The organism is Lentzea flaviverrucosa (genome assembly GCF_003350445.1).
GTDB lineage: Bacteria > Actinomycetota > Actinomycetes > Mycobacteriales > Pseudonocardiaceae > Lentzea > Lentzea californiensis.
Genome location: NZ_QQAU01000016.1, coordinates 105,340 through 117,880, shown reverse-complemented (window position 1 = coordinate 117,880; position 12,541 = coordinate 105,340). Strand labels below are relative to the sequence as shown.

At 68.8% G+C, this 12,541-nt stretch carries 9 protein-coding genes; 3 read left to right on the top strand and 6 right to left on the bottom strand.

Going from position 1 to position 12,541, the window contains the following annotated elements; all coding sequences use genetic code 11:
• Position 1 precedes the first annotated feature (1 nt).
• A complete protein-coding gene (locus tag DFR72_RS37160; protein ID WP_090071259.1) occupies positions 2-1,942 on the top strand; it encodes an ABC transporter permease in 1,941 nt (646 codons plus the stop codon).
• 12 nt (positions 1,943-1,954) lie between these two features.
• Entirely contained in the window at positions 1,955-2,908 is a 954-nt protein-coding gene (locus DFR72_RS37155; RefSeq protein ID WP_090071257.1) for an ABC transporter substrate-binding protein, read from the top strand.
• Between the two features lie 71 nt (positions 2,909-2,979).
• Here DFR72_RS37155 and DFR72_RS46000 read toward each other — a convergent pair whose 3' ends face one another.
• Entirely contained in the window at positions 2,980-3,156 is a 177-nt protein-coding gene (locus DFR72_RS46000; RefSeq protein WP_170176578.1) for a hypothetical protein, read from the bottom strand.
• Between the two features lie 169 nt (positions 3,157-3,325).
• On the opposite strand from DFR72_RS46000, the gene DFR72_RS37150 reads away from it, so the two are divergent.
• The gene (locus DFR72_RS37150; RefSeq protein WP_090071255.1) at positions 3,326-4,462 is read left to right on the top strand and encodes a cytochrome P450; all 1,137 of its coding nucleotides are present in this window, start codon (positions 3,326-3,328) and stop codon (positions 4,460-4,462) included.
• Here the strand turns inward: DFR72_RS37150 and DFR72_RS37145 are convergent.
• The 5 genes from DFR72_RS37145 to DFR72_RS37125 all read right to left on the bottom strand — a co-directional run bounded on the left by DFR72_RS37145 (position 4,459) and on the right by DFR72_RS37125 (position 12,536).
• On the bottom strand, positions 4,459-5,934 hold the full coding sequence (locus DFR72_RS37145; protein ID WP_090071253.1) for a PKD domain-containing protein: 1,476 nt from the start codon (positions 5,932-5,934) through the stop codon (positions 4,459-4,461). The genes DFR72_RS37150 and DFR72_RS37145 overlap by 4 nt on opposite strands.
• A 13-nt stretch (positions 5,935-5,947) precedes the next feature.
• The gene (locus DFR72_RS37140; RefSeq protein ID WP_090071251.1) at positions 5,948-7,462 is read right to left on the bottom strand and encodes a PKD domain-containing protein; all 1,515 of its coding nucleotides are present in this window, start codon (positions 7,460-7,462) and stop codon (positions 5,948-5,950) included.
• 120 nt (positions 7,463-7,582) lie between these two features.
• On the bottom strand, positions 7,583-8,482 hold the full coding sequence (locus DFR72_RS37135) for a glycoside hydrolase family 18 protein (protein ID WP_090071249.1): 900 nt from the start codon (positions 8,480-8,482) through the stop codon (positions 7,583-7,585).
• Positions 8,483-8,485: 3 nt separating this feature from the next.
• Positions 8,486-11,395 (bottom strand): alpha-mannosidase, encoded by a 2,910-nt coding sequence (locus DFR72_RS37130; RefSeq protein ID WP_090071246.1) that lies wholly within the window; start codon positions 11,393-11,395, stop codon positions 8,486-8,488.
• Between the two features lie 22 nt (positions 11,396-11,417).
• Positions 11,418-12,536 (bottom strand): glycoside hydrolase 5 family protein, encoded by a 1,119-nt coding sequence (locus DFR72_RS37125; protein WP_211335655.1) that lies wholly within the window; start codon positions 12,534-12,536, stop codon positions 11,418-11,420.
• Positions 12,537-12,541 lie beyond the last annotated feature (5 nt).

The following is a 12,541-nucleotide window of genomic DNA, read 5'->3' as shown; positions in this document are numbered from 1 at the left end:
CATGGTCGCCGTCGCCGCCGCTCGGCAGCCACCTCGGGTGTTCCAGCACAAGAAGTCCCTGATCTTCGCCGGCATCGTGCTGGCCTGGCTGGTGCTGTGGCTGGTGTTCCGCAACGTCGGGACGCTCGCGCTCGGCGCCGCCGACCTCACCCCGCTGCACCGGTGGATCAACGAGGTCAACGACGCCGTCGGCGCGTCCAGGAACTCGAACCCGCTGTTCCTGTACTTCTTCAACGAGATCCGGCTCGTCATCGACGAGTTCGTGACCTTCATCCAGGCCATGATCGCGCAGCCGTCGTTCGGCCGGCCCGTGCCGGTGATCGGCTGGCTCGGCGTGGTCGCGATCGCGGGCTTCGTCAGCCTCGCAGTGGCCGGCTGGCGGATCGCGCTGCTCGCCGTCGCGGGCTTCGTGTTCCTCGGCCTGCAGGGCTTGTGGCAGGAGAGCATGGACACGCTCTCGCTGACCCTGGCCGCGGTCGTGATCTCGTTGCTCATCGGCATTCCGCTGGGAATCTGGGCGGGACTGTCCGATCGGGCCAACCGGATCCTCACGCCGGTGCTCGACTTCATGCAGACCATGCCGACGTTCGTGTACCTGGCGCCGTTGACGTTGTTCTTCCTCATCGGCCCCGCCTCGGCGACGATCGCGACGCTGATCTACGCGGCACCGCCCGCGATCCGGATCACCGCGCACGCCATCCGCTCGGTGCCGCGCAACACCGTCGAGGCGAGTGAGTCCCTTGGTGCGACGCGGAGCCAGACGCTGGTGAAGGTGCTGCTGCCGTCCGCGCGCAAGACCATCGTGCTCGGCGTCAACCAGACGATCATGGCCGCGCTGGCCATGGTCACGATCGCCGCGCTGATCGACGCGCCGGGCCTCGGCAAGACCGTCGTGAAGGCGTTGCAGACGCTCGACGTCGGCACGGCGTTCAACGCGGGCCTCGCGATCGTGGTGCTGGCCATCGTGCTGGACCGAGTGACGACCGCCGCCGCGAACGAGCGCCGCACGCTCCCGCGCTGGGCGCTGTTCGGCGGTCTCGGCGTCACCGGTGTCTGCGTCTACCTCTCCTACACCTACCTGTGGGCGGCGGAGTTCCAGTCGGACGTGGAGATCGGCACCGCGATCCGCAAGGGCGCGACCGCCGTGACGGAGTGGGCGCAGGACTCGCTGCCGGTGATCACGGACGGCTTCAAGGACTTCGTCACGTTCGCGTTGATCAACCCGCTGCAGGCGCTGCTGGCCGAGTCGCCGTGGTTCCTGGTGGCACTGGTGATCGTCGCGCTGTCCTTCATGATCGGCGGTGTGCGACCCGCGATCGTCTCGGCCGTGTGCGTCGGCCTGCTGATCGCGACGGGCCTGTGGCAGGACTCGATGATCACGCTGGCGTCCACGCTGGTCGCCACGATCATGGTGATGGCCCTGGGCGTGGTAGTGGGTGTCTGGATGGGACGGAGCACGCGCGCCGACCGGTTCATCCGGCCGGTCCTCGACGCCGCCCAGGTGATGCCCGCCTTCGTCTACCTGGTGCCGTTCCTGGCGTTGTTCTCCGCGTCGCGCTTCACCGCGATCATCGCGGCCGTGGTGTTCGCGGCGCCGGTGGCCATCAAGATCATCGCGGACGGCATCCGCGCGGTGTCGCCCGCGACCGTCGAGGCGTCCACGGCGCTGGGGTCGAGCTCGTGGCAGACGATCGTGAAGGTGCAGCTGCCCATGGCGCGCGGCGCGCTCACCCTCGCCGCCAACCAGGGGCTGATCTACGTGCTCTCGATGGTCGTCGTCGGCGGTCTCGTCGGCGCCGGCGCGCTCGGCTACGACGTGGTGGCCGGGTTCTCGCAGGGCCAGTTGTACGGCAAGGGGCTCGCGGCCGGTGTCGCGATCGTCGTGCTGGGCGTGATGCTCGACCGCCTCACCCAGGCGGCCGCCAAGCGGTGGACCAACTAGGAGGTCTGGAAAGTGGCTAGGCACAGCGTGCTGGGAGCAGTGCTCGTAGGAGCACTCGCCCTTGCTGGTTGCGGTGGCGCCAAGGTCGGTGACACCTCCTCGGGTGCGACCGGCGACTGCGGCACGTTCAACCTCGCGATCAACCCGTGGGTCGGTTACGAGGCGAACGCGGCCGTTCTCGCGTACGTGGCCGAGAAAGAGCTCAAGTGCAAGGTCACCAAGAAGGAGCTCAAGGAAGAGGTGGCCTGGCAGGGCTTCGGCACGGGTGAGGTCGACGCCGTGGTGGAGAACTGGGGCCACGACGACCTGCGCAAGAAGTACATCGACGAGCAGAAGACCGCCGTCAGCGCGGGGTCCACGGGCGTGAAGGGGCAGATCGGCTGGTACGTGCCGCCGTGGCTCGCCAAGGAGCACCCCGACATCCTCGACTGGAACAACCTCAACAAGTACGCCGACAAGTTCAAGACCTCGGAGTCCGGCGACAAGGGCCAGCTGCTCGACGGCGACCCGTCGTTCGTGACCAACGACGAGGCTCTGGTGAAGAACCTGAACCTCAACTACAAGGTCGTCTACGGCGGCAGCGAGACCGCGCTGATCCAGGCCTTCCGCCAGGCGGAGAAGGACAAGAAGTGGGTCCTGGGCTACTTCTACTCCCCGCAGTGGCTGCTCAACGAGGTCAAGCTGGAGAAGGTGAAGCTGCCCGCGTACACGCCGGGCTGTGACGCCGACGCCGAGAAGATCGCCTGCGACTACCCCGACTACGACCTCGACAAGCTCGTGTCGAAGAAGTTCGCCGACGCCAACGGCCCTGCCTTCCAGCTGGTCAAGAACTTCAAGTGGACCAACGAGGACCAGAACACCGTGGCGAAGTACATCGCCGAGGACAAGATGAAGCCCGAGGACGCCGCCAAGAAGTGGGCGGACGCCAACGCCGACAAGGTCAAGGCCTGGCTGCCCACCGCCTAGCGAGAGCACGAGTCGCAGGGGGTGTGGTTCCTGGACGAGAGGAACCGCACCCCCTGCGACCACCCCCGGCATCACGCAGCCTGCGGCCCGGCGGGAACCTCAGGCTCGTGGCGGTGTGTCATGCGGTGCCACCACGAACGCGGCTTCCCGCCGTGGCGGTAGTACTCGCGGGTCCGGCGGGCGTCCTCCCGCAGAGCTGCCTGCCGGTAGTCCATCTCCGCCTTGATCGCTTCGGGCGTCCACTCCATCTGACTCACTCCTCGGTTCGTCTTCCTGATGACGATGAGATTGCGCCTGAGGGGCGGCCTCCGACATCGGACGATCACCTAAGGCATCGCCGTGAGACCCCTTACGCCGCGCCCCGGTAGCCGGATCAGCGGATCCCGGCGGGCCGGGTAAGGGGCCACGATCGAGGGCATGACTGCCGCCCACTTGCCCACGCGACCTGGAAAGTTCTTCGATCCCACCACCGAGGTCCACTTCGACGAGGCACTCGACACCTGGCACGTCTTCAGCCTCGGCGACGTCCAGCGGGTGCTCTCCGGCGAGGAGCACTTCTCGTCCGGCTACGGCCTCACCGACGAGACCAGGCCGCTCGCCAACCCCGTGCTGAGCGGCATGTGGGCCGCGGACGGGCAGCGCCATCGCGACCTGAGGGCCGCGGTCGCCGACCCGTTCAGCCCGCGGGTGATGTCCCGGCTGGAGACGCAGATCCGCGCCATCGCCACCGAACTGGTCGACGGGCTCGAACCCGGCGGCTTCGACGTCGTCCCGCGCATCGCCAAGCCGTTGCCCACCAGGGTGATCTGCCACCTGCTCGGCCTCGACCTCAGCGCCGAGGAGCGGATGACCGAGTGGCTGGAGCAGTGGTACCAGGACTCCGTCACGACCAACACCGTGCCGCGGCAGGCCGAGATGGCGGAGTTCTTCGCCGCCGAGCTGGACCGCCAGCGCGCGGAGCCGGGTGACGGGCTGATCGCCGAACTGCTCGCCGTGCAGGCCACCGGCTACCAGGTCGGCGGCAGGCCGATGTCGGACTGGGACCTCATCGGCTACTGCGCGATGCTGCTCGGCGCCGGCGTGGACACGACCGCCGCGACGATCCCGAACGCCGTGCTGTTCCTGACCGAGTTCGGCTGCTGGGAGGAGCTGCGCGCGGACCCGTCGCTGATCCCGGGGGCGGTCGAGGAGACCATGCGCTGGTACCCGGTCTTCCCGGCCCCGCGCAGGCTGGTGCTGCGGGACGTCACGATCGGCGGCCAGGAGATCAGCGCGGGGCAGTGGGTGAGCGGATGGCTCAGCGCGGCCAACCGCGATCCCGTGCGCTACGCCGACCCGGACACGTTCGACATCCGGCGCAGGACGCGGATCATGACGTTCGGGCACGGGCCGCACCACTGCCTGGGCGCCGGACTCGCGCGGCTGGAGAAACGAGTGCTGCTCGAAGAGATGGTGCGCCGGCTTCCCCTGTTGCGCAGGGACACCGGCGCACCGCTCGTGCGGCGTCAGTGGATGCTCGACAACCTCGAGACAGCCACCTTCCGCTTCGACTAGTCGATCACGGCGTTGGTGCCCGCCGCCTTGCGCACGCTGGTCGTCTTCGCGCGCGCCTGGTTGTCGTCGGGCTTGGCGTCCGCACCCCAGCCGCGGTCGGGCATGGTGGCCTCCACCCGGAACTCCACCGAGCCCTTCGCGGCGTCCTCCGCCGAGTAGGTGTAGGCGAACGGGAAGTCGGTCCGGCCGGACGCGGACGCCGCGACCCACTGCGTGCCGTGGCCGATCTCCAGGTCGTAACCGCTACCCGAGGTGCTGACCTTGTAGAGCGTCACGCGGACGTTCTCGTCGTGCCGGGTGTTGGCGACGCTCACCTTGATCGGCTTGGTCTGGCCCGCCCGTGCCGACGCCGGAACGGAGAACGCGGTCACCGCCACGTCGTGCGTGTCGACCTTCAGCACCTCCGAACCGGTGCCGGTGCGGCCGTCCTTCGTCGAGCCGGTCACCGTGACCGTGTACTCGCCGTCGGCGGCGTACCGGTGCTTGATCTGCTGACCGGGCACGATCGGCGCCGAGCCGCCGTCGCCGAAGGACACCGTCCCGGTGACCAGTGGCCGCTGGTCACCCGAGAACGGCTCCAGCGTGACGTCGGTGAACACCGTGGGGTTGTTGGGGTACGTCCCCACGGACGGAGCCAGTGGTTCCGCCTCGGCGAACTCCACGAAGAACGGCGCCGCGGACTCCGGCGAGTCCGCCACCCGGACCAGGTACGACTCACCGGGCGTCGCCGAGAACACGTTGTGCTGGTAGTTGTTGCCGCCCGACGGCTCGCAGTCCACTTCGGACAGGTCGGAGGCGCGGTACACGCTCACCGCCGTGCGGTCGGACAGCACCTGCACGAACTTCGGCGAGGCCGGCGTGTAGCGGTACCAGGCAGACTGCGTCGCACCGGCGTCGCAACTGGCTGCCGGTTCGCCGGGCTCCGCCGACGCGCGCCGCAGATCTCCCTCGTGCCGCTCGGAGATCTCCACCGGCGCGGCCGACGCGCGGTCGTCGTTCGGTGCGGGGGCGACGGGGGTCAGGGACACGTTCACCGGGCCGCCGTACCACGAGTAGTACTCGACGAGCAGGACGTGGTAGGTCACGCCGGCCTGAACGCGGAACGTGTCGTCGAACGGGCTGCTGGAGGTGCAGGCACCCGCCACCGGCGTGAGCGAACCGCGCTCGCCGGTGAACACGCCGAAGAACGGCCCGAACCGCGTCGACTGCGCCCGCAGCCGGACGAGGCCGTCGGCGGATGCGGTGTGGCGCAACCAGACCGAGCCCTCACCCCAGTGGTTGCAGGCGCTCGGGTCGTCGGCCGCCTTGGTGGCGCCGGTCGTGTCGATCGTCGACTGGAACGGCAGCGCGGAAACCTCGGCCGCGCTGTCGAAGTCGTCGGCGGCCGGAGCGGCCAGCGCCACGGCGGGAGCGAACGTCGCGAACACGGCCGCGGCGAACGCGGACGCGAGAATTCTCTTGGACAGTCTCATGATCTCCCCCGGATCAGTTCGCGACGGCGGCGGCGGACACCAGCGCCGGCCGGACGGTCGTGGCGATGGTGATGACCTCGTTGTCCGACGGGATCGCGTCCCGCACCGGGTACTCGAGCTGCGGTTCGACGACCGCGCGGAACGAGACCTTGCCGGTCACCGCGTCCTGCGGGGTGAAGGTGTAGGCGAAGGGGAACTTCACCTTGCGGGTCGGGTGCGCGGGCACGTCGATCGTGAGCGTGCCGACCTCCTGCCAGCCGTTGCCGTTGCCGTTGTCGCGGTAGACGGTGGTCTTCACCTTCTCCAGGTAGCGGGTGTTCGACACCTGGACGGCGATCTGCTTCTGTTCACCGGCCCGCGCACTGGCCGGCACGGTGAACTTGGAGATGCCGACGTCGTGCGTCTTCACCGTGACCGTCGTCGTGTCCGTCGCCGTGCGGCCGTCTCCGGCCGTCGACCGCACGGTCACCGTGTAGACGCCGTCCGCGGCGTAGCGGTGCGACTTGCTGGTCTCCGTGCTGGGCGCCGCGGTGGCACCGTCGCCGAAGTCCCACTCGGTGGTGACGGGGTCGTTGTAGTCGGCCCGGTGGTCCACCTGGAAGCCGATGTTCTCGAAGAGGGACCGCTCGTGGCTGTAGCCGGTGTAGACCTGCGTCGTGAACGGCGCCGACTCGCTGAGCCGCAGGGTCGAGGGGGAGCTGTAGTAACCGCCGCCGGACCACTGGAAGTAGTAGGTCTTGCCCGCGGTGACCGCGACCGACTTGCCGTCGTAGTGCTGGGAGCCCTCGCAGCCGACGAGCGTCAGGTCGTTGATCGAGGTGCCCTCGTAGACAGCCGCCGTGGGGCCGGAACCCCAGCCGTCGACGTGCATGAGCACCGAGTGGTTCCTCGTGGGCGTGTAGGCGTACCAGACGGACGGCGCGCCCGAACCGGCGCACCCGCCGGCGTTCGGCTCGCCGACCTCGCGGGAGGCACGGGTGAGGTCCGGGTGCGGCGCGCTGAACGGCAGTGCCGTCACCTGCTCCGCGTTCGCGAGATCGTCGTTGGGCAGGTGGGAGATCCGGTCCAGCGCGAGCTTCACCTGACCGCCCGCCGAGCTCGTGCCGCCCACCATGAAGTGGTAGGTCGTGCCCGCCTTCGCCGGGAACGTGAGCGGCGTCGCCCGATCGGTCGTGCACCCGTCGTAGAACGCGTTCCAGACCTGCTCCAGGTCGCCGCGCTCACCCGTGAACGTCGCCACGTTGAGGTCGCGGTCACTGCCCTCGGTCTTCAGCCGCAGCAGGCCGTCCTCGGTCGCGGTGTAGCGGAACCAGGCTGAACCCTGGACCGAGTAGCCGCGGCAGCCGTACGGGTCGTCGCTCGCCTTGGTCGACTCCGTCGTGTTCTGCTCGACGGAGTACGGCAGCGCGCCGACGACCGTGGCGGCGTCGAAGTCGTCGTTGGACGGTGGCGCCGCCTGTGCCACACCGGGCACCAGCACCCCCATGAGCACGGCGGCCGCGACCGCCAGCGATCTCGCAGAAGGCATGCGAAAGTTCCCCCTAGAACCCCAGAACCCCGCGCCTCCGAACGGCCGGGGTCACCCCGGCCTTTAATCGCACCGGGCGGGGATTTCGTTGCCCGCCCGGTGCAAGTTGCTCCGTTCGGCCTACTTCTGCCAGGCCGTGACCTCGCCTGCCCACCGCCACGGCTCGGTGGTGCCACCGGGCAGCGAGTTGAAGTACTCCCAGCCGGCCACACCACCGAAGTCGGCGTACTTGGTCTTCAGGCTCGTGACGGTGTTCTTCAACGTCGTCATGTTCACGTAGCCCGACCCGCCGTTGGCCGAGCTGGTGAGGGCGCCGAGCACGACCTTGTTCGCCGGGATCACCTGCCGGTTGACGATCTGGTCGTAGTGCGCGGTGCTGCCCGCGTTGCCCCAGCCGTTGTAGAACTGGCCGTTGAACCACGCGATCTTCGAACCGTGGCTGCGGTACAGGTCCTCGTAGTTGAAGCCCGACAGGTTGCCGCCGCCCCACAGCGCACTCGCCACCGGGGAGAGCGTGACGATGAAGTTCGCGCCGAAGTCGGTCTTGAGCTGGTCGATCACCCTCCGGATGCCCGCGATCGACATCCGCTCCTCGACGTCGAGGTCGACGCCGTTGAGCTTGTAGGTGCGGATCGTGTCGCGCAGCAACGGGTAGTACTCGGCGAACCGGGTGTCGAGCCGCTGGAACGAACCCGGCGCCGCGCCGCCGACCATGCCGATCACGTTGACGCCGCGTGCCTGCATCGCGGCGAGGTCCGTCCACATCTGCGCGTACCGCGAGTGCGACGGCGGGTGGTCGTTGAGGTGGACGACCTTGTTGTCGTTGAGGTGGATCGCGGCGACGAGGACGTCCGTGACGTCGGTGTTGCGGTCGACCAGGGGCTTGGGCGAGACGTACGTGCCGGTCGCGCCGTTGCTGTACTGGGTCTGGTAGTAGACGACGGTTCGCTTCTGGGTGGCCGCCTGGGCCGGTGGCGTGGCGAGCGCCACCAGCAGCAGGGCGAGGAACAGCTTCTTCATGCGCTACCTCGTGAATCGCAGGGTGATCACTTGGAACGGACGCAGCACCACCTCGGCCGACGCGCCGGCCAGGGGCCGTTCGAGCAGGTCGGTCTCCTGGATCGCCTGGTAGGCGAAGGAGGTGCTGATGGAGGCGCGGGCACGGCCGCCGTGCGCCTCGTAGAGCCGGACGACGACGTCGCCCGACCGGTCGTCGGCCAGCTTCACGGCCTCGACCCTCACCGCCGGGTTGTCCGTGCGCACCAGCGGTTCTGGTGCGTTCGAACCCCGGACGGCCTGTGGCGGCAGGTTGATGCGGTACCCGGCGTCGATCGCCTCCGGGATGCCGGCGCCGACCACGAGGGCGTAGCGGAAGCGGTGCTCGCCCTGATCGGTCTCGGGGTCGGGGAACCTCGGTGCGCGCAGCAGGGACAGGCGCACGGTCGTGGTGGTTCCGCCGTCGTCACGGGTGGTGCGGGTGACCTCGTGGCCGTAGGTCGAGTCGTTGACCACCGCGACGCCGTAGCCGGGTTCGCCGACGTGCAGGTAGCGGTGGGCGCAGATCTCGAACTTCGCCGCCTCCCACGAGGTGTTCGTGTGCACCGGCCGGTGCAGGTGGCCGAACTGGGTCTCCGCCGTGGAGACCTCGGCGCGCAGGTCCAGCGGGAACGCGATCTTGAGCAGCTTCTCCCGTTCCTGCCAGTCGACCTCGGTGTCGAAGTCGACCTGCTTGGCGCCTTCGCGCAGCCGGATGGTCTGGGTGAGCACGGAGTTGCCGAACTTCGCCCGCACGACGACGCCATCTTGCGCGTCGACGCGTTCGGACGGGATCAGGTCGGCCTTCCAGTTGCGGTAGAACGGGTCGATGTCCCAGGCGTCCCACTGGTTCGGGTTGTCCCGGTGCAGCTGCGGCATGCCCGCGAACCCGTGCGGTGGCAGGACTTCGCGGTCCTCCTCCAGGTCGAGGACCGAGAGCACGATGCCGTCGGCGTCGATCGTGACGCGCAGCCGGCCGTTGTCGAGGACGCCGTCCACGGGCGCGACGAACGGGCGAGGGGCGTCGCCGCCGAGCACGTCGAACGTGAGCTGGTCGTCGCCGTCGCCCTTCAGCGCGTCGATGGCCTGTGCGGTCAGCGCTTTCAGTTCCGACGCCACGCGGGCGTAGGTGGCCTCGGCCTCGCGGTGCACCCAGGCGATCGAGCTGCCCGGCAGGATGTCGTGGAACTGGTGGAGCAGCACGGTCTTCCACAACCGGTCGAGATCCTCGTACGGGTACTCGTGGCCTGCCAGAGCCGCCGCGGTGGACCAGTGCTCGGCCTCGCGCAGCAGGTGTTCGCTGCGGCGGTTGCCCTGCTTGGTCTTGGCCTGGGTGGTGTAGGTGGCGCGGTGCTTCTCCAGGTACAGCTCGCCCGCCCACACCGGCGCGTCCGGGTACTCGTCCTGCGCGGCCTGGAAGAACTCGCGCGGCGGCTCCACACGAACGGTCGGTGAGCCTTCGAGGTCCGCTACGCGGTGCGCGGTCTCCATCATCTCGCGGGTGGGGCCGCCGCCGCCGTCGCCGTAGCCGAACGGGACCAGCGAACGCGAGGCCTTGGCGTGCTCGGCGAACTGACGTGACGCTCGTGCCAGCTCCTCGCCCGAAAGCGACGAGTTGTAGGTGTCGACGGGCGGGAAGTGCGTGAAGATCCGCGTGCCGTCGATGCCCTCCCACCAGAACGTGTGGTGCGGGAACTTGTTGATCTGGTTCCACGACAGCTTCTGGGTGAGGAACCAGCGCGAGCCCGACAGCTTGATCAGCTGGGGGAGCGCGGCGCTGTAGCCGAACGAGTCCGGCAGCCACACCTCCTCGGTCTCGACGCCGAAGTTGTCCAGGAAGAAGCGCTTGCCGTGCACGAGCTGGCGGGCCATCGCCTCGCCGCCGGGCATGTTCGTGTCCGACTCGACCCACATGCCGCCGACCGGCACGAACTGTCCACTGCGGACCTTCTCGCGGACGCGGTCCCAGACGTGCGGGTGGTGCTCCTTCATCCACGCGTACTGCTGGGCCTGCGAGCAAGCGAAGTAGAAGTCCGGGTACTCGTCCATCAGCTTGGTGACGTTCGAGAACGTGCGCGCGCACTTGCGGACGGTCTCCCGCAGCGGCCACAGCCAGGCGGAGTCGATGTGCGCGTGCCCGATCGCGGAGACCTTGTGCGCGGAGGCGTTGGCGGGCAACGAGAGCACGCCCGCCAGTTCCGCGCGGGCCAGCTCGGCCGTCGCGGCGACCTCGTTGAGGTCCAGCGCGTCCATCGCCCGGTCCAGTGCGTGCAGGACCTTGTGCCGGCGCGGGTCGTGGTCCGGCAGCTCCCTCATCAGCGACTGCAGCACCTCGATGTCGAGCATCAGGTGCCACACCTGCGGCCGGAACACCGCGAGCTCGGCCTTGAGGATCTTGTACAACGGCTCGGTGCCCGCCGTCTCCTTGTCGCCCAGAGGGGTCGGCAGGAACGGGTGGAAGTCGAGGATCGTCGGGTTACCGGCCGCCTCCAGGTAGAAGAGGACCTCGCGGCCGTCGACGGGCAGGTAGGTGTTGCGCGGCTCGATGCCCTTGATGGGCAGGCCTTCCGCCGTGTACGCGAGCCCCTCCGACTGGAAGCCGGGGCCGGGGTGCGTGAAGCCGAGGTCCAGCACGACCTCGACCTGTTTGCCCTGCCACGACTCCGGGACGCTGCCGGTCAGCCGGAACCAGCTCGTGCTCCACGGCGCGCCCCAGTCGTCGCCGACGGCGGCCGGTTCGTAGGTGGCCCGCAGTGCCTCGGCGACCGGGACGGGCTCGTCCGGCACGGTCCAGACGGCGAGCTCCAGCGGCGCGGTCTCGCCGTAGACGGCCGGGCGGATGCGTTCCTTCAGCGTGCGGTTGAGTCGTTCTTCCAGCAGCGCGCGTTCGTCATGCACAGTGTTCAATCCCCTTTTTGGTTCAGCCCCGCGCAATCGAAGCCCGCACGCCGTCCCGCGCGAGGCTCATCCACTCTTCGAAGAAAGCACCGCCCGGTCCCCACGAGGGCCGGTCGCCGTGCAGCTTGATCGGCGTGCGCTCGACCGGTTCGTGCGCTGCCTCGCGCACGATCCGGGCGATCGCCTCGCCGAGCGGCTTGACCTCGCGTTCCGTCGTCAGCAGCCCCAACTCGTACTCGCGTTCGGGGAAGTCCACCAGCGCACGGTCGACGTCGTGCGAGCACCACCACGTGACGCCCCACAGGTTCGAGCAGGTCAACACGTTCGCAAGCGTTTGCTCGGCGAACTGCGGTGCCTGCTCGGCGGTGATCTCGGGCTGTGCGGCACCGACCTCTTGCAGCCACACGGGCCGTTGCGGGTCCTCGGCGTGCGCTTTCGCCAGTTCGACGAGGTACTCGGCGTGATGGACGCTCTCCGGTGACATCGACCCGTAGCGCTGCGCGGTGCCGTTGAAGACCCAGGAGTGCACGGTCGTCATCGCGCCCTTGTTGGCTGCGTGCTCCGGCAGGAACGCGTGCTCGCTTTCGTACCAAACGGCGTCGTACTCGGAGTGGACGTGCGGGAAACCGGGTGCGGCCTTCTCGCACTCGTCGAGCAGCGCGTCGATCCACTCACCGGCCTGTGCGGGTGCGCAGGGGTTCGACTCGGTGAGCAGGTTGACCTCGTTGCCCAGCGTGAACCCGAGGAAGTTCGGCTTGTCCCTCAGCGCCTCGGCGAGCGTGCGGACGTAGAACCGCTGCCCGTCGATCACGTCGGGGTCGGTGAAGATGTTGCGGCGGTGCCAGGTCTGCACCCACGACGGGTAGAAGTCGAAGCTCGACAGGTGCCCCTGCAGCACGTCGACCTGCACGTCCAGGCCTGTCTCGTGCGCCGCGTCGAGCATCTGGGCGAGGTGCTCGACGGCCTGGGGCCGGACCAGACCTCTGTTGGGCTGGAACACCGGCCACAGCGGGAAGACCCGCACGTGGTCCAGGCCCAGGCCCGCGATGGACTCGAAGTCGGCCTTGACGTCGTCGAGCGAGAAGTCGAGCCAGTGGTGGAACCAGCCGTGGGAAGGGGTGTAGTTCACGCCGAAACGCAAGGCAG

Excerpts from the sequence above, each read along its gene's own strand:
- DFR72_RS37135 (WP_090071249.1), bottom strand. The coding sequence starts at position 8,482 with ATGAAGAAGCTGTTCCTCGCCCTGCTGCTGGTGGCGCTCGCCACGCCA.
- DFR72_RS37160 (WP_090071259.1), top strand. The coding sequence starts at position 2 with ATGGTCGCCGTCGCCGCCGCTCGGCAGCCACCTCGGGTGTTCCAGCAC.
- DFR72_RS37140 (WP_090071251.1), bottom strand. The coding sequence starts at position 7,462 with ATGCCTTCTGCGAGATCGCTGGCGGTCGCGGCCGCCGTGCTCATGGGG.
- DFR72_RS37145 (WP_090071253.1), bottom strand. The coding sequence starts at position 5,934 with ATGAGACTGTCCAAGAGAATTCTCGCGTCCGCGTTCGCCGCGGCCGTG.
- DFR72_RS37150 (WP_090071255.1), top strand. The coding sequence starts at position 3,326 with ATGACTGCCGCCCACTTGCCCACGCGACCTGGAAAGTTCTTCGATCCC.
- DFR72_RS46000 (WP_170176578.1), bottom strand. The coding sequence starts at position 3,156 with ATGGAGTGGACGCCCGAAGCGATCAAGGCGGAGATGGACTACCGGCAG.